Below are 16,850 nucleotides of genomic sequence, written 5' to 3'. Positions count from 1 at the left end.
CCTTTCCAACCCGAACCGAGGAGAAAGCAGTGATGAAGAAGAACCCGTTCCCCGCGCTGGCCGGCGCGCTCGCCGTGGCCGCGTCCGGCCTGGCCGCCGCGCCCGCGCTGGCGCAGTCCAAGTTCGTCACCATCGGCACCGGCGGCGTGACCGGCGTGTACTACGCGGCCGGCGGCGCGATCTGCCGCCTGGTCAACAAGGACCGCGCGCAGCACGGCATCCGCTGCTCGGTGGAGTCCACCGGCGGCTCGGTGTTCAACATCAACACCATCAAGGCCGGCGAGCTGGACATGGGCGTGGCGCAGAGCGACGTGCAGTTCAACGCGGTGAAGGGGCAGGGCCAGTTCCAGAGCGCCGGCGCCTACCCCGAGCTGCGCGCGGTGTTCTCGCTGCACCCGGAGCCCTTCACCGTGGTGGCGCGCAAGGAAGCCAACATCACGAAGTTCGAGGACTTCAAGGGCAAGCGCTTCAACGTCGGCAACCCGGGCTCGGGCACGCTGGCCTCGTCCACCCAGCTCGTCAACGCGCTGGGCTGGAAGATGAGCGACTTCGGCCTCGCCTCCGAACTCAAGGCCGACGAGCACGGCCCCGCGCTGTGCGACGGCAAGATCGACGGCTTCTTCTACGCCGTGGGCCACCCCTCGGCCAACATCCAGGACCCGACCACGAGCTGCGGCGCCAAGCTGGTGCCGCTGACCGGCCCGGTGGTCGACAAGCTGGTGGCCGACAACCCCTACTTCGCCAAGGCCACCATCCCCGCCGGGCTGTATCCGAACAACCCGCAGGCCACCGAGACCTATGGCGTGCTGGCCACCTTCGTCAGCTCCGCCAAGGTGCCGGCCGACACCATCTACCAGGTGGTCAAGGCGGTGTTCGACAACTTCGAGGACTTCAAGCGCCTGCATCCGGCCTTCGCCAACCTCAAGCCCGAGGACATGGTCAAGGCGGGGCAGACCGCGCCGCTGCACGAGGGCGCGCTGCGTTACTACAAGGAAAAGGGCTGGGTGAAGTAACCCGGCGCCGCGCACGCCCGATGCGGGTGCAGGGAGGCGGATGGATCCCGCAAGGCCATCCGCCTTTTTCGGGAACAGGACTGAACCCCGTAGCACAGGGGAAAGGAGGGCCGGTACATGAGTGACCTCGACAAGGCATCCCCGGAACTGCAGCAGCTGGTGGCGGACGTCGACACCGGCGGCCGCACGGCCGGCGGCGCGCCCGGCATGGTGATCTTCATCGGCGCGGTGGGCTGGGCGCTGTTCCAGCTCTGGTACGCCTCGCCGCTGCCCTTCATGCTGGGCTTCGGCGTGCTCAACGACACCGAGGCGCGCGCCATCCACCTGGGCACGGCGCTGTTCCTGGCCTTCCTGGCCTTTCCGGCGACGCGGCGCTCGCCGCGCGACCGCATCCCGCTGCAGGACTGGGCGCTGGCGCTGGCGGCCGCCTTCGCGGGCGCCTACCTGATGCTGTTCTACCGCGAGTTGGCCACGCGGCCCGGCCAGCCGACGGCGATGGACGTCGCCACCGCCTGCGCGGGGCTGGTGCTGCTGCTGGAGGCCACCCGCCGCGCGGTGGGCCTGCCGATGGCGATCCTGGGCATCGTGTTCCTGGGCTACGTCTTCCTGGGGCCCTGGCTGCCCGACGTGATCGCGCACAAGGGCGCCTCGCTGGAGCGCATGGCCTCGCACATGTGGCTGACGACCGAGGGCGTGTACGGCGTGGCGCTGGGCGTGTCGGTGGCCTTCATCTACATCTTCGTGCTGTTCGGCGCGCTGCTCGACCGCGCCGGCGGCGGCAACTACATGATGCAGGTGTCCTTCGCGCTGCTGGGCCACCTGCGCGGCGGGCCGGCCAAGGTGGCGGTGGTCTCGTCGGCGCTCAACGGGCTGATCTCGGGCTCGTCGGTGTCCAACGTGGTCACCGGCGGCATCTTCACCATCCCGCTGATGAAGAAGGCCGGCTACGGCGGCGTGAAGGCCGGCGCGATCGAGACCGCCTCGTCCATCAACGGCCAGATCATGCCGCCGGTGATGGGCGCCGCGGCCTTCCTGATGGTGGAGTACGTGGGCATCCCCTACGTGGACATCATCAGGCACGCGCTGCTGCCGGCCGTCATCTCCTACATCGCGCTGTTCTACATCGTCCACCTGGAGGCGGTGAAGCTGGGCATCAGGCCGATGGCGATGGCGCAGGCGCGCACCGCGCGGCAGAAGTTCACCGGCCGCGCGCTCGGCATCTCGGGCACCATCGCCGTGATGGGCGCGGTGTACTGGATCGCCATCGGCGCGCGCGCGCTGCTCGGCGCGGCCGCGCCCTGGGTGCTGATCGGGCTGCTGGCAGGCCTGTACGTCTGGCTGCTGCGGGTGGCTGCGCGCAGCCCCGACCTGCCGGAGGACATCGACGTCAACAACCCCGTGCTGCCGCAGGCCTGGCCCACGGTGCGCGCCGGCCTCTACTACCTGATCCCCATCGGCGTGCTGATCTGGTGCCTGGCGGTGGACGAGCTCTCGCCCGCGCTGTCGGCCTTCTGGGCCACCGTGACCATGATCGTGCTGATGCTCACGCAGCGGCCGCTGCTGGCCTTCTTCCGCGGCCGCGGCATGCCGCTGCAGGCGTGGAAGGACAGCGCGAACGAGGTCGTCCAGGGCCTGAACGACGGCAGCCGCAACATGATCGGCATCGGCATCGCCACCGCGACGGCGGGCATCATCGTCGGCGGCATCACGCTCACCGGGCTGGGCTTCCGCATGACCGACTTCGTGGAACTGGTGTCGCAGGGCAACGTGATCCTGATGCTGCTGTTCACCGCCTTCGTCTGCCTGGTGCTGGGCCTGGGCGTGCCCACCACCGCCAACTACGTGCTGATGGCCTCGCTGATGGCGCCGGTCATCGTCGAGCTGGGCGCGCAGTCGGGGCTGGTGATCCCGCTCATCGCGGTGCACCTGTTCGTCTTCTACTACGGCATCATGGCCGACGTCACGCCGCCGGCGGGCCTGGCCACCTTCGCCGCGGCGGCGATCTCGGGCGAGGACCCGATCAGGACCGGCGTGCAGGGTTCGCTGTACGCCATGCGCACGGTGGTGCTTCCCTTCGTCTTCGTCTTCAATCCGGCGCTGCTGATGATCGACGTGCGCGGCTGGTGGGAGATCGCGCTGGTCGCTCTCACCGCCACGCTGGCCTCGCTCACCTTCGCGGCAGCCACCATGGGCTGGTTCCGCACCCGCTGCCGCTGGTGGGAGGTGCTGCTGCTGCTGGTCGCCACCTTCCTGCTGTTCCGCCCCGACTGGGTGGTGGACCAGTACGCCGCGCCCTACAGCGAGGCGCCGGCCAGCCGGATCTTCGAGTCGGCCGAGGCGCTGGGCGAGAAGGAGCGGCTGGTGCTGCAGATCCACGGCACCAACATCGAGGGCGACGAGGTGCGCAAGACCGTCGCGGTGCAGCTCGACGAAGCCGGGCCCGGGCGCGAGCGGCTGCAGAAGGCGGGCCTGACCGTCACGTCGCTGGGCGAGCAGGTGCGGATCGCCAACGTGCGCTTCGGCAGCCAGGCGCGCAAGAGCGGCTTCGAGCCCGGCTGGGAAGTGGCCGCGGTGATGGTGCCCAGCGACCGGCCCTCCGCCTACTGGATCTACCTGCCCGCGACGCTGCTGGTGCTGCTGCTGTGGTGGGGGCAGGGCCGGCGCGCGCGCGCCGAGCCGCTGGGCGCCAAGGGGGTGGCATGACGCGCGTCGCCCTGATCCACGCGCTGGCCCACTCGGTCGCGCCCATCAACGAGGAGATGGCGCGGGCCTGGCCCGCATGCCAGCGCATGAACCTGCTGGACGACAGCCTCTCGGCCGACCTGGCCCGGTCCGGCCGCGGGCTCGACGAGGCGATGCACCGGCGCTTCGAGACGCTGAGCGCCTACGCCGAAGGCACCGGCGCGAGGGGCATCCTGTTCACCTGCTCGGCCTTCGGGCCCTGCATCGAGGCCGCGGCGGCGCGGCGGCCGCACATGCCGGTGCTCAAGCCCAACGAGGCGATGATCGCCGACGCGGCGCGCTCCGGCGGCCGGGTCGGGCTGATCGCCTCCTTCGCGCCCACGCTGCGGAGCATGCCGCCGGAATTCCCCGCCGCGGTGCCGCTGCGCACCCGGCTGGCCGAAGGCGCCCTGCAGGCGCTGGACGAGGGCCGCGTGCAGGCGCACGACGAGGCCGTGCTGCACGCCGCGCGGGCGCTGCTGGCCGAGGGCTGCGAGGTGATCGCGCTGGCGCAGTTCAGCATGGCGCGGGCGGCGCCGCTGCTGCGCCGCGAGCTGCCGGCGCAGGTGCCGGTGCTGACCACGCCGGGCAGCGCGGTACGGGCGCTGCGCGAGCGCATCCGGGAGGACCCTGACCCCTCGCGATAATCGGCGCTCTTTGTAGGAGCGTCAGTTTGGATATCGTTCTCTTGGTCAAGGCCGCGGTCATGGGCATCGTGGAGGGTCTGACCGAATTCCTCCCCATCTCGTCCACCGGCCACCTCATCCTCGCCGGCGCGCTGCTGGGTTTCGACGACGGCAAGGCCAAGGTGTTCGACATCGCCATCCAGACCGGCGCGATCTTCGCCGTCATCCTGGTGTACTGGCAGAAGATCCGCTCGACCGTCACGGCGCTGCCGCGCCAGCCGAAGGCGCGGCGCTTCGCGCTCAACGTGCTGATCGGCTTCCTGCCGGCGGTGGTGCTGGGCCTGGTGTTCGGCAAGGCCATCAAGGCGAACCTGTTCACGCCGGTGGTGGTGGCCACCACCTTCATCCTCGGCGGCTTCGTCATCCTCTGGGCCGAGAAGCGCCCGCCCGGCGCCGTGCGCGTGGAGCACGTGGACGACATGACGCCCTGGGACGCGCTCAAAGTCGGCCTGGTGCAGTGCTTCGCCATGATCCCGGGCACCAGCCGATCGGGCGCGACCATCATCGGCGGCATGCTGCTGGGCCTGTCGCGCAAGGCGGCGACGGACTTCTCCTTCTTCCTGGCCATCCCCACGCTCATCGGCGCCGGTGTCTACAGCCTCTACAAGGAGCGGGCGCTGCTGTCGGCGGCCGACATCCCGCTGTTCGCGGTGGGCCTGGTGTTCTCGTTCGTGAGCGCCTGGCTGTGCGTGCGCTGGCTGCTGCGCTACATCTCCAGCCACAGCTTCGTGCCCTTCGCCTGGTACCGCATCGCCTTCGGCATCGTGGTGCTGGCCACGGCCTGGAGCGGCGTGGTGCAGTGGGCCGAGTGAGCCGGCTGCTGCGCTAGCTAGCGCGCCGAGAGCAGGTCGATCAGCAGCGTGACCACCGTGCGGCCCGGCCGCGACTGCCACTGCACCACGCCCGCCAGCCGCTCGGCGCGCGTGCGCATGTTGCGCAGGCCGTTGCCCGGCGCGTCGCCGGCCGACTCGACGGCGAAGCCGCGGCCGTCGTCGCGCACGTCCAGCCGCAGGTGCGTGCGGGTGCGGGTGACGTAGACGTCCGCCCGGCGCGCGCCGCTGTGCTTGAGCACGTTGGTCAGCGCCTCCTGCAGGAAGCGCAGCACGCCGATGTTCAGCGAGGCGGTGAGCGTCAGGTCGCCGACGTTGAGCAGGTGCCAGCGGCAGACGACGCCGTTGGCCTCGAAGAGCGTGCCCAAGCGGTGGCGCAGCGGGGCGATCACGTCGTCCAGCGGCTGCAGCCCCGGCTGCTGGCCGGTGGCGTCCAGGATCAGCCGCAGGTCGTCGCGCAGGTCCTTGAGCATGGCGAGGATGCGATCCTGCGGCACCGGCTGCGAGGCGTGCTCCAGCGAGGCGATGCTGCCCACCAGCATGCCGCCCAGGCCGTCGTGCAGGTCGCTGGCCAGCGCCACCCGCTCATGGGCGCGCGCATGCATCAGCTTGAGCGCGTGCGTGCGCTCCAGCGTGTCGCGCAGCTCGGTCTTCGCCGCCTCGACCTGGGCGATCAGGCGCGCGTTGAACTGCTCCGTCTCACGCAGCGCCTGCGTGAAGCGGCGCGCCAGCAGCACGGCCAGCGCCACCAGCAGCGCGCAGGAGGCGATGCCGGCGTAGTAGCGCGTGCCCGGCAGCCATTGCAGGAACACCAGCAGGTCGTGTGCCGCCGCCGCCAGCACGATCAGCATCAGCACGAGCAGCAGCGTCCGCTCGCGCCGGCTGGAGACCGGCCAGCGCACGGCGAACACGCCCACGGCCGCCGTGGCCGTCGCGGCGGCGGCCACGCTGCTCCACAGCGCCCGGTGCGCGGCCATGCCGGTGCGCGGCAGGCTCCACAGGTCGGCCCAGGCCAGCACCGCGGCGAGCCAGATGGCGGCCTCCACCAGGGGCGCGCCTTCCTCGCGCCGCAGCCGCAGCACGAACAGCAGGAAGGCGGCGGCGAAGAAGACCAGCAGCGAGGTGTTCAGCGCCTGCCAGGCGTCGGTGCCCGCCAGCGGCCAGGGCGAGGTCGCCAGGTGGTTGAACTCGAACAGCAGCCAGGCCAGCGACATCAGCGCGAACCAGGCATAGGCCGTCTCGCGCGGGCGCATCAGCCACAGGCCGCCGAACAGCAGGACGATCACCACGCTGGCGGCCATGGCGATCAGGGGCAGGTCGTGGCGCCACAGCAGTTCCTCCTCGTAGCGGGACTGCACCTGCGCCGGCTCGCCCACCAGCAGCGGCGGCAGGCCGCCCTGGTAGGCCGCCATGCCGGCCACGCGCACCAGCACGGTGTTCTCGCCCTCGCGCAGCAGCGCCGGCGCCACCAGCCACTGGCGCGGCGTGTTCCAGCTGCGCGTGAGCGGCTCCAGCAGGCTGGCGTCGCGGTGCAGCTCGATGCCGTTCACGTACACGCTGCCGGCCATGTTGATCCACGCCAGCATCAGCGCCGCGGGCGCGTCGCCGGCGTGCTGCCAGGTGAAGCGGTACCAGACGACGCCGTCGTGCGACGGCCAGCGGACGGCCCAGTTGTCGGGCAGGCCGACCGCCTGCCAGCCGGCCTCGGGCGGCGCCGCGTCGTGCCAGCCGCCGCGCACGGCCTGCGCCCGGGCCAGCTCGAGCAGTTCCCCCGCCGCCGCCGGCGCCGGGCCGGCCAGCAGCAGCGCCAGCACCGCCAGCAGCGGCGCCAGCCATCCGCGCCGGATCAGGAAAGCAGCCCGTGCCGGCGCGCCTCGAACACCGCCTCGGTGCGCGAGTTCACCACCAGCTTGCGGTAGATGTTCTTGGTGTGGCATTCGACCGTCAGCTTCGAGATCGAAAGCAGGTCCGCCATCTCGCGGTTGCTCAGACCCTGGGCGACCAGGCGGAGGATCTCGCGTTCACGCGGGCTGAGCGAGGGGACGGGCTCGCCGTCGGACGGCGCGGGGCTGCTGCCGCCCGGCGGTGCGGGGGCGGCCAGCAGGCCCATGATGCGGCGCGCGACGAAGGGGTCGATGGGGGCGCCGCCGCGCTCGATGCTGCGCAGCGCCAGGCTCAGCTCCAGGTCGTCGCGCTCCTTGAGCAGGTAGCCGATCGCCCCGGCGCGCAGCGCGCTGACGATCACGTCCTCGGTGCGCCAGGCCGAGATCACCACGGCGGGTGTGTCGGGCTGGTGGCGGCGCATCCAGCCGATGAACTCGACGCCGCTGCCGTCGGGCAGGCCGATGTCCACCAGCACCACGCCGAAGCGGCGCTCGCCCACCCGGTCGCGCGCCTTCGCCACGCTCTCGGCCATGGCGATGGCCTCGGGCGGGCAGCCCAGGCCCTGCAGCACGCCGGCCAGGCGCTGCCGCACGGCGGGCTCGTCATCCACCACCAGCGCAGGGCTCAGGTGGACCGGTTCGATCACTTCCAAGGGGACTGCTCCTTGCCAAGACCACCGCACCGTCCCCCGGGGAAGGGATTAGTACCAAAGAGGTACCAGTTTTCGGGGATTGGTGCGAAAGTCCACATTTTGTATCTTTCGTCCTCATTTTTTTGCGCCTCTGGTAACGAATGAAAGGGCGCACGTTGGAAATTCTTGGCTTGACAGCTAGGCAGGCCGGGAGATTGTCATGAATTTGTTACTGGATATCCATCAACTTCGCCCCGACCGCTACGCCTACAGCATCACCACGGACGGCTCCCAGGACGGCGACGCCGCCTGCTACGAGAGCGCCTTCGATTCGCTGGAAACCTGCCTGCAGGACGCGGGAGATTCGCTGGGCCACTACTTCCCGCGCGTGCAGATGCGCTACGAGGGCAGCGTGGTGGGCGCCTGCACCACCGAATTGCTGCGCCGCAACCCCCGGGGGCTGGCCGAGCGCTTCCTGGCGGCGCTGTCGCGGCGCCGCGGCGCGTCCGGGCACGCCGGCCGCTGAGGCCCCGGCGCGGCCGAAACCCGCTCAGATGAGCTTTTCCTCGGGCGTGGAGATCTTGCGCAGCGCCTCGTGCCGCACCGCCGGCATCTTCAGGGGGTGCTCGGTGGCGGCGTCGTCCCACACCGGGTCCTCCAGGCTGTCGAACACCTCGCGCAGCTTCTGGCCCCAGCCATCGTGGATCATGCGGTAGTAGGGGTTGTCGGCGTCGATGCAGACGATCTTGTCGGCCGCCAGGCCGCCGGCCTCGTAGACCACCAGGTCCAGCGGCAGGCCCACCGAGAGGTTGGACTTCATGGTCGAGTCCATCGACACCAGCGCGCACTTGGCGGCCTCGGCCAGCGGCGTCTCGGGCGTGAGCACGCGGTCGAGCACCGGCTTGCCGTACTTCGATTCGCCGATCTGGAAGTAGGGCGTCTCGGTGGTGGCCTCGATGAAGTTGCCGGCCGAATAGACGAGGAACAGGCGCATGCCCTCGCCCTTGATCTGCCCGCCGAAGACGAAGGTGACGTTGAAGTCCACGCCGGCGTGCTTGAGCGCCTCGGCGTCGCGGTCGTAGACGTGACGCACGGCCGCGCCCAGCACGCGCGCGGCGTCGAACATGCTGCGCGCGTTCCAGATCGTGGTGGGGGTGTCGCTGCCGGGCTCCTGCAGCTCCTCGGTCTGCAGGATCTCGCGCACCGACTGCGAGATGCTGAGGTTGCCGGCCGACAGCAGCACCATGACGCGCTCGCCCGGCTGCTCGTAGACGATCATCTTGCGGAAGGTGCTGATGTGGTCGACCCCCGCGTTGGTGCGCGAGTCGGACAGGAACACCAGCCCGGCGTTGAGTTTGATGCCTACGCAGTACGTCATGGGTGTGGCGCGGCAGGGCCCCTCAGGCCCGCTCGCGTTCGTGCAGTTTCTTGAGTTTGTAGAGCGCTTCCAGCGCCTCCCTTGGGCTCATCGCGTCGGGGTCGAGCGCGGCCACGGCGGATTCTATGGGGCTGTCCTGCGGCGTCTCGGCCACGGGCGGCGGCGCGAACAGGTCCACCTGCGCGCGTGTCTCGCTCTGCTGCGCCTCCAGCGCCTCCAGCGCCTGGCGCGCATGGTTGACCACCGCCGCCGGCATGCCGGCCAGCCGCGCCACCTGGATGCCGTAGCTGCGGCTGGCGGGCCCGGGCTGCAGCTCGTGCAGGAAGACGATGTCGCGCCCCGACTCGGTCGCGCTGACGTGCATGTTCACTGCTGCGTGGTGCGTGGCCGGGAACTCGGTCAGCTCGAAGTAGTGCGTGGCGAAGAGGGCGAAGGCCTTGGTGCGGTCGTGCAGGTGCGCCGCGATGCCGGCGGCCAGCGCCAGCCCGTCGAAGGTGCTGGTGCCGCGGCCGATCTCGTCCATCAGCACCAGTGACTGCGGCGTGGCGCCGTGCAGGATCTGCGCTGCTTCGGTCATCTCGAGCATGAAGGTGGACTGTGCGTTGGCCAGGTCGTCGGCGGCGCCGATGCGGGTGTGGATGGCGTCGATGGGCCCGAGCCGGCAGTTCGCCGCCGGCACGAAGGAGCCCATCGAGGCCAGCAGCACGATCAGTGCCACTTGCCGCATGTAGGTGGACTTGCCGCCCATGTTGGGACCGGTGATGACCTGCATGCGCTGGCTCGGCCCCAGGCGCGTGTCGTTGGCGATGAAGGCGCCGGCCGAGCGCTCGGCCAGCCGCGCCTCCACCACCGGGTGGCGGCCCTGCTCGATCTCGATGCAGGGGTGGGCGACGAAGTGCGGCGCGTTCCAGCCCAGCGTGTGGGCGCGCTCGGCCAGGGCGCACAGCGCGTCGAGCGTGGCCAGCGCGTCGGCCAGGCGGGTGAGGGCAGGCACGTGGGCCTGCAGGGCGTCGAGCAGCTGCTCGTACAGCCATTTCTCGCGCGCCAGGGCGCGCTCCTGCGCCGACAGCGCCTTGTCCTCGAAGGCCTTGAGCTCCGGCGTGATGAAGCGCTCGGCGTTCTTCAGCGTCTGGCGGCGACGGTAGTGGTCGGGCACCTTCGAGAGGGCGCTCTGCGTCACCTCGATGTAGAAGCCGTGCACGCGGTTGAACTGCACCTTCAGGTTGGCGATGCCGGTGAGGTTGCGCTCGCGCGCCTCCAGCTCGATCAGGAAGCCGTCGGCGTTCTCGCTGATGGCGCGCAGCTCGTCCAGCTCGGCGTCGTGGCCGGTGGCGATCACGCCGCCGTCGCGCACCAGCGCGGCGGGTTCGGGCAGCAGCGCGGCGGCCAGCAGTTGCGCGCAGCCGGGCGGCGGCGCCAGCTCCTCGGCCACGTGGGTCAGCAGGGTCGCCGCGGCCGGCAGCAGCGGCGCCAGGTGCTGCGCCTTCTGCAGCGCCAGGCCCAGCGCGACCAGCTCGCGCGGCCGCACCTGCCGCAGCGCGACGCGCGCGCTGATGCGCTCCACGTCGCTGGTGTTCTTCAGTTGCTCGCGCAGGCGCTTCCACGGCGCGGCGGTCTCGCCGGGCGCGGGCGCCTGCAGCGCGGCGATGGCTTCCAGCCGCAACTGCGCCTCGTGCCGCTCGCGCCGCGGCGCCAGCAGCCAGCGGCGCAGGGCGCGGCTGCCCATGCCGGTCATGCAGGTGTCCAGCAGCGAGAACAGGGTCGGCGAGTCCTCGCCGCGCAGCGTCTGCACCAGCTCCAGGTTGCGCCGGGTGGCGGCCGGCAGCTCGATCAGCTCGCCGTCGCGCTCGACCACGATGCGCTGCAGGTGGGTGAGCGCGCGGCCCTGCGTGTGCTCCGCATAGCCCAGCAGGGCGGCGCCCGCGGCGTGCGCCTGCTCCAGGCCGTCGGCGCTCCAGGCCGCGAGCGAGGCGGCGCCGAGCTGCTCGGCCAGCTTGCGTTCGCCCAGGCTGGCGCCGAACTGCCAGGCCGGCCGCACGGCGAGCGTGAAGCCGCCGGCCTCGCGCGCGGCCTTGAGCCGCTGCTCGAAGGCGGGCGTGACCTCGGCGCTGTAGAGCAGCTCGCTCGGCGCGACCCGGCCCAGCCAGGCTTCCAGCGCATCGGCCGGGCATTCGGCCAGGTGCACGTCGGCGCCGGTGACGGACAGCCAGGCCAGGCCCAGCGTGTTGCGCGGGCCGGCATGTACGGCCATCAGCAGCGCGTCGCGCTTGTCGGCCAGCAGCTCGGCGTCGGTCAGCGTGCCGGGCGTGACGACGCGCACCACCTTGCGCTCGACCGGCCCCTTGCTGGCGCCGACCTCGCCCACCTGCTCGCAGATGGCGACCGATTCGCCCAGCTTGATGAGCCGCGCGAGGTAGGTCTCGACCGAATGGAAGGGCACGCCGCACATCACCACCGGCGCGCCGGCGGACTGGCCGCGCGTGGTGAGCGTGATGTCCATCAGGCGCGAGGCCTTCTCGGCATCGGCGTAGAACAGCTCGTAGAAATCGCCCATCCGGTAGAACAGCAGCGTGTCCGGATGGTCGGCCTTGAGGCGCAGGTACTGCGCCATCATGGGCGTGTGCTCTGAAAGGGCGGGCTTCGTCGGATGTGCAGCAGTCACGCCTTCCCTCGATAACCTGTTGTCGGCATGGGCATGGTTGGCAAGCGGGCCGGCGCCGCCCATCGGGGGCGCCGTACGCAGAGGCTCGAAGCGCGGCAGGAACGGCGCCGCTTCAGCCGGGCGGCCGATTATCGGGGGATGCGTCCGGGGCCCGCGCGCGCTGCGCGCGCAGGGCTCAGCGGGCGAGCCAGGCGTCGATCTCGGCGCGCCAGCGCTCGAGGAAGCGCTGCTGGGTCAGCGTGCCGGCATGCGCCTTCAGCCGGTCGGACAGGGCGCCGCGCGCGTCGGCGGGCATGTGGACGAGCTGCTGCATGGCGGCCGCGACACCCGGCACGTCGTCGCCCGGGACCACCACCCCGATCCCGCCCACCGCCTCGTACAGCGCGCCGTCGGAGGAGATGATGGCCGGCAGGCCGTGGGCCGCCGCCTCCAGGACGGGCATGCCGAAGCCCTCGAGCTTGCTGGGCAGCACGAAGCCCAGGGCGTTCTGGTAGAGCCACCCGAGCTGCGCGTCGGAGACGTAGCCGAGCAGTTCCACGCCGGCCTGGCGCGCCGCGGCGGCTCGCACGGCGTCCTTCTGGTCGCCGTTGGAGCCGCAGATGACGAGCTGCACGCCCTGGCCGGCCAGCCCGCTGACTGCGAAGGCCTCGATGGTCAGGAGGTGGTTCTTGCGGCGCTCCAGGGCGCCGACGCACAGCAGGAACCGGCCCTGGACGGACGGCACGCGCTCCGTGCGCGAGGCATGGATGCCGTTCCTCAGGTACAGGGGGATGACGCTGAGCGAGGGGAAGTCCTGCCCCAGCCAGCCGGTGAACTGGCGCCTGGAGGTCTCGCTGACGAACACCATGGAAGGCCGGGCCGCCTTGATCTTCGCGTATGCCCGGTCGTACAGCGCCCGGGTGGCGGGCAGGTACAGCTCGGGGGCGGTATGGGGGCCCACGTCGTGGCACAGCACCATGTCGCGCGGGCCCAGCGGCGCGCGCAGCACGTAGAGCGGGTCGAGGAAGAGCTGGCGCAGCCCCCGATCGGGCCAGCGCAGGGCCGGGGCGTCCTTCAGCAGCTCCAGCTCCCTGAGCAGCAGGCGCGCCAGGACCTTGCGCGCCAGCCCCTGGGCGAGGTTCGGCCCGAAGAGGCGCCAGCGCCGGATGCGGGATTCGGCGGCGAAGGCGTCGGTCAGGTCCTTGGCGATCTGGTAGGCGCCGGTCCTGTTGATCAGCGACAGCGAGTCGTCGATGAGGTAGCGGCCCGCCTTGGACGCCGCCGACCCGCGCTGCGCCGTCGGCGGGGCCAGGACGGGTGGCGAGCCGGGCGCAGGGTCCTGGGTCCGGGCGGCCGGAAGCGGCCGGCCTGCGGCATCGAGGAGCCCCGCGGGCGCCTCCAGGGGCCACGTCGTGGATGAGTGTCTGCCGGTCACTGGCGTCGATCGTTGTGCGAAGCCGGGCTTGGATGCCTCGTGCTTCCCGTGGCTCCCTGGCTCAAGAAATCCACCCTGCGGTGTCCGGACGTCCGTGCTGTCGCAGGGCTGCTGCCGCCTTCAGGCCAGCACGGCCGGGTGGGAGGCCTCGCGCCGGCGGCGCGCCACGCGCACCGCGTCCACCCACAGGCCCAGGTTGAAGGGCCGGCCGGAGCGCACGTCGCGCGCCTGGGCGATGCGGTTGAGCGGGAAGATGCGCGGATCGTTGATGTTGTCGACCCGGGCGACGATGGCCTGGCGGTGCAGGTCCAGCAGCTCGACCTGGATGGTGCGCTCGGCGTACTTGCCGTAGATGTCGAGGTAGCGGATGCGGATGAGCGGTTGCTCGTCGACGATGGGGTGGCTCTGCTCGTCCTCGCCGAGCTGGCCCCAGAGCGAGGCGTGGCCGGAGGAAGGCGAGCCGAACTCGGTGGTGCCGAAGCCGGTGGCGCCGAAGCTGGTGCTCGGGTTGTCGAGCGCGGCGCGCGCGGTGGTGGTCGGGATCTCCAGCGGCACCAGGCCGGAGCGCACGCGCGCGGCCAGGATGCGTTTGCGCTGCTGGCGCCGGGTCAACAGCCGCTCGCCCAGCCGGTAGGCCAGGGCGATCACCCCCAGGGCGATGACGGCGATGAGCATGAACGTCTGCCAGTGGCTGAGGTCGGTCATGGTGCTTGCGTGCAGGCGCGTTGCGCAGGACCGGTCTTGCGTGCCGGCGGATGTCTGCTCCCTGGGATTGCAGAATCTTACTCCTTTTGTATTCAAAAACAAAAGGGGTGGCGGTGCACCGGCCGCCTCCGCCGGACCCTCGGGCCGCCGTCAGCCGTCGAGCGAATCGTGCGTGCCGGCGGCGCCGCGCCGCCAGTAGCCGGAGGCGCGGATCCACTTCGGGTTCGCCCGGCATTCGTCGACCAGGTGCGCGCGCAGCGCCTTGGCGGTGGCGGACTCGCAGCCGATCCAGGCGTGGAAGTCGCCGCTGGGCAGCGGCGTGCGGCGCAGGGCCGCCAGCAGCGGGGGCTCGGCGGCTTCGCTGCCGCTGCGGTGCACCCACACCACCTGCACGTCGGCGGCGCTGGGCAGCGGCAGTTCGTCGGCGGGGCCGTCCACCTCGGCCAGCACCAGCGCCCGGGCGCCGGCAGGCAGTTCGGCCAGGCGGCGGGCGATGGCGGGCAGGGCGGTATCGTCGCCGGCCAGCAGGTGCCAGTCGAAGGCGGTGGGCACGATGAAGGAGCCGCGCGGGCCGCCCACGCCCAGCAGGTCGCCCGGTTCGGCGTGCTCGGCCCAGGCGGTGGCGGGGCCGGCCTCGTGCAGCGCGAAGTCGATCTGCACGGTGCCGGCCGCGTCGTCGTGGTGGTGCGGGGTGTAGTCGCGCATCACCGGCTTGGCGCCCTCGGGCCACACGGGGCCGTCCGGGCCGGCCGTGGGCAGCGTCAGCCGGCCGGTGGCCGGGTCGGGAAAGAACAGCTTGACGTGGTCGTCGAAGCCGGGGCTGGTGAAGCCTGCCATGTCGGCGCCGCCGAAGGTGATGCGCACGAGGTGCGGGGTGACGCGCTCGGTGCGCAGCACCGACAGGCGGCGGAAGCGCAGCACGTGGCGCACGCGCTGCGGCAGGCGCTCGGGGTGCGGCACGGGCGCCGGGCGGGACAGGGTGGTGGTGTCGGTCATCGGTCAGATCCGTTCGATGTGTTGCGCGGCTTGGTCGAGCACGGCCGCGAAGGCGTGCGCCTGTTCATCGTTGAGGGGCTCGCCCGCGAGCCGCAGGCGCATCGCGAGCTTGAGGTTCTCGATGGCCCGCGTCACCTGCGGGGGGCGGCCGGCGCGCAGGCCCGCGCCGTCCACGCCCGCGCGCATGCGGGCCATCAGTTCATCGGTGTGGGATCGGTGCTCGGCCAGGTGGGCCTGGCCGGCGGGGGTGACGCTGTAGCGCTTGCGTCCGCCCGCATCGGGGGCGTCTACTTGTACCAGCCCCGTTTCCTCCAGCAGGGTGAGGGTGGGGTAGACCACCCCCGGGCTGGGGCTGTAGCGGCCGCCGAGGCGCTCCTCGATGGCCTTGATGAGTTCGTACCCGTGGCGGGGCGCGTCGGCGATCAGCTGCAGCAGCACCAGCCGCAGTCCGCCGCGGCCGAACACGCGGTGGCCGCTGCCATGGCCGGGAGTCATGTTTCTCATGCGATGTTTCGTCTATATCGAAAAAGTAAACGATATATCGAAAACAATGTCCCTTTCGGGATGGAGGTTGTCGGGGGGATGGCCGAAGGGGGTGTTCGTGGTCCGGCCCCTCACCGGGGCCTGGGCCTGCGCCCGCGACCCAACGCACCTTTGCAGAACACCCCTTGCCCGTTCAATTCCCCTCACCCGTTCACGCTGAGGTTCTATGGTCCGCGTCAAGCGATCTTGACCGCCTGGTGGAGAGTCGGATCGAAGGTTGCGCGGTTTTTGAACAGGCTGAAGGCCACACGCACGAGCTTGCGGGCCAGCACCACCAGGGCTGCCGTGCGCGGCAAGCCCTTGGCGATCTCGCGCGCATAGACCTCGCGCCAGGCCGCCGTTCGGGACGCGGACATCGCCGCATTGAACATCAGCCGCCGCAGCTCGGCCGGCCCGCGCTTGGACAGCCTGCGCACACCCCGCTTGTGGCCCGAGTCCATCGGGCGCGGATCCAGCCCGGTGAAGGCCACCACCGCGTCAGCGCTCGCCTGAGCCAGGCGTGTGAACAGCACGAGCAGGGCCGCGCCGCTGAGCGCCCCCACGCCCGGCACCGAGGTGATGCTGCCCAGCGCCTGCTGCGCGCCCTGGATGCCTTGGGCCACCTGGGCGATGCGCTTGTCCAACGTCTGCAGTACCTGTGTCAGGGGCAGCATCACCTGGGGCAGCAACGCCCGGGTCACCGGGTCCTCGCCCATGCTCTGGCGCAGCGCGCCCTGGTGACGCACCAGCGCCGCTCGTCGGCGCAGCAGGCTGTCCAGTTCGGCCAGCGCCGGGGGCACGGGCTGCCAGCTGCGCAACTGCGCGTGCTCATGGGCCAGGTAGCGGGCAATCACCTGCGCATCGAGCCGGTCGGTCTTGCCGCGCTGGCCCACGCCTCGCGCGTAGTGGCTCACATCCCGCGGATTGAGCACATGCACCTGCAGCCCCTGAGCGTGGGCCAGGCGCGCCAGCAGCAGGTGGTAGCGGCCGGTGGACTCCATGGCCAGGCACGAGCCCGGCGGTACCTGCGCCAGCCATTGCGCGATGGCCGGGGCGTTGTTGGCGATGCGCCGCACGCCGGCCTTGTCGCCGTGCACGGCAATGTCCAGGTGGGTGCTGGCCACATCGGCCCCAAGATGCCAGATCGTCTGGCTTGTCAGCCTGGGATGCATGGTGACAATGCAAAGGCCGGGGCGGGGCTCGTGCAACGGCGTCAGCTTGCAGGCATCGGCGCTCGCCAAGGCGGCGCCGGGTTCCTTATCGACGCTCGGTGCAAGGGTGGGACGTTGCTCAGTGGGTGGGTCGATGCCTCTACATCGCCCAGGCCTGTCGATGTCCCTCCACCCCGGCGCCTTGCCCTTTCTCCAATGGTTGTTGCGGTGGCAAAACCATACAAGCCTGTCGAAGC

Annotated in this window: 14 protein-coding genes; 5 read left to right on the top strand and 9 right to left on the bottom strand. The window is 71.1% G+C overall.

Annotated elements, in window-relative coordinates; all coding sequences use genetic code 11:
• The first annotated feature begins 32 nt into the window (after window positions 1-32).
• The 4 genes from Q392_RS30060 to Q392_RS30045 all read left to right on the top strand — a co-directional run bounded on the left by Q392_RS30060 (window position 33) and on the right by Q392_RS30045 (window position 5,232).
• Window positions 33-1,013, top strand: coding sequence for a TAXI family TRAP transporter solute-binding subunit (locus Q392_RS30060; RefSeq protein ID WP_038218169.1), 981 nt, complete (start codon window positions 33-35; stop codon window positions 1,011-1,013).
• 117 nt (window positions 1,014-1,130) lie between these two features.
• Complete coding sequence (locus Q392_RS30055) at window positions 1,131-3,716, top strand: TRAP transporter permease (protein WP_038218167.1); 2,586 nt, start codon at window positions 1,131-1,133, stop codon at window positions 3,714-3,716.
• A complete protein-coding gene (locus Q392_RS30050) occupies window positions 3,713-4,381 on the top strand; it encodes an aspartate/glutamate racemase family protein (RefSeq protein WP_038218166.1) in 669 nt (222 codons plus the stop codon). Before Q392_RS30055 ends, Q392_RS30050 begins: the two co-directional genes overlap by 4 nt.
• 26 nt (window positions 4,382-4,407) lie before the next feature.
• On the top strand, window positions 4,408-5,232 hold the full coding sequence (locus Q392_RS30045; RefSeq protein ID WP_038218165.1) for an undecaprenyl-diphosphate phosphatase: 825 nt from the start codon (window positions 4,408-4,410) through the stop codon (window positions 5,230-5,232).
• 17 nt (window positions 5,233-5,249) lie between these two features.
• Here the strand turns inward: Q392_RS30045 and Q392_RS30040 are convergent, their stop codons facing one another.
• A complete protein-coding gene (locus Q392_RS30040) occupies window positions 5,250-7,187 on the bottom strand; it encodes a sensor histidine kinase (RefSeq protein WP_051954101.1) in 1,938 nt (645 codons plus the stop codon).
• Window positions 7,097-7,786, bottom strand: coding sequence for a response regulator transcription factor (locus Q392_RS30035; RefSeq protein WP_245610866.1), 690 nt, complete (start codon window positions 7,784-7,786; stop codon window positions 7,097-7,099). The genes Q392_RS30040 and Q392_RS30035 overlap by 91 nt, the downstream gene beginning before the upstream one ends.
• 199 nt (window positions 7,787-7,985) lie before the next feature.
• Here Q392_RS30035 and Q392_RS30030 point away from each other — a divergent pair, with 199 nt between their 5' ends.
• Complete coding sequence (locus Q392_RS30030; protein WP_157008443.1) at window positions 7,986-8,291, top strand: hypothetical protein; 306 nt, start codon at window positions 7,986-7,988, stop codon at window positions 8,289-8,291.
• Between the two features lie 24 nt (window positions 8,292-8,315).
• Here Q392_RS30030 and Q392_RS30025 read toward each other — a convergent pair whose 3' ends face one another.
• The 7 genes from Q392_RS30025 to Q392_RS29995 all read right to left on the bottom strand — a co-directional run.
• Complete coding sequence (locus Q392_RS30025; RefSeq protein ID WP_038218157.1) at window positions 8,316-9,143, bottom strand: proteasome-type protease; 828 nt, start codon at window positions 9,141-9,143, stop codon at window positions 8,316-8,318.
• Between the two features lie 22 nt (window positions 9,144-9,165).
• Window positions 9,166-11,757 (bottom strand): DNA mismatch repair protein MutS, encoded by a 2,592-nt coding sequence (mutS, locus tag Q392_RS30020; RefSeq protein ID WP_051954100.1) that lies wholly within the window; start codon window positions 11,755-11,757, stop codon window positions 9,166-9,168.
• A 223-nt stretch (window positions 11,758-11,980) separates the two neighbouring features.
• On the bottom strand, window positions 11,981-13,219 hold the full coding sequence (locus Q392_RS30015) for a glycosyltransferase (protein WP_051954099.1): 1,239 nt from the start codon (window positions 13,217-13,219) through the stop codon (window positions 11,981-11,983).
• A gap of 120 nt (window positions 13,220-13,339) precedes the next feature.
• On the bottom strand, window positions 13,340-13,924 hold the full coding sequence (locus Q392_RS30010) for a hypothetical protein (RefSeq protein WP_038218156.1): 585 nt from the start codon (window positions 13,922-13,924) through the stop codon (window positions 13,340-13,342).
• Between the two features lie 150 nt (window positions 13,925-14,074).
• Window positions 14,075-14,920 (bottom strand): siderophore-interacting protein, encoded by an 846-nt coding sequence (locus Q392_RS30005; RefSeq protein WP_038218155.1) that lies wholly within the window; start codon window positions 14,918-14,920, stop codon window positions 14,075-14,077.
• Between the two features lie 3 nt (window positions 14,921-14,923).
• Window positions 14,924-15,424, bottom strand: a complete 501-nt coding sequence (locus Q392_RS30000; RefSeq protein ID WP_038218154.1) for a PadR family transcriptional regulator — start codon at window positions 15,422-15,424, stop codon at window positions 14,924-14,926.
• Between the two features lie 215 nt (window positions 15,425-15,639).
• Window positions 15,640-16,850: IS110 family RNA-guided transposase (locus tag Q392_RS29995; protein ID WP_211260338.1), on the bottom strand; the 1,211-nt coding region annotated here is incomplete at its 5' end.

Source organism: Xenophilus azovorans DSM 13620, from assembly GCF_000745855.1.
GTDB classification, from domain to species: domain Bacteria; phylum Pseudomonadota; class Gammaproteobacteria; order Burkholderiales; family Burkholderiaceae_C; genus Xenophilus; species Xenophilus azovorans.
This window is presented reverse-complemented; position numbering and strand designations above follow the sequence as displayed.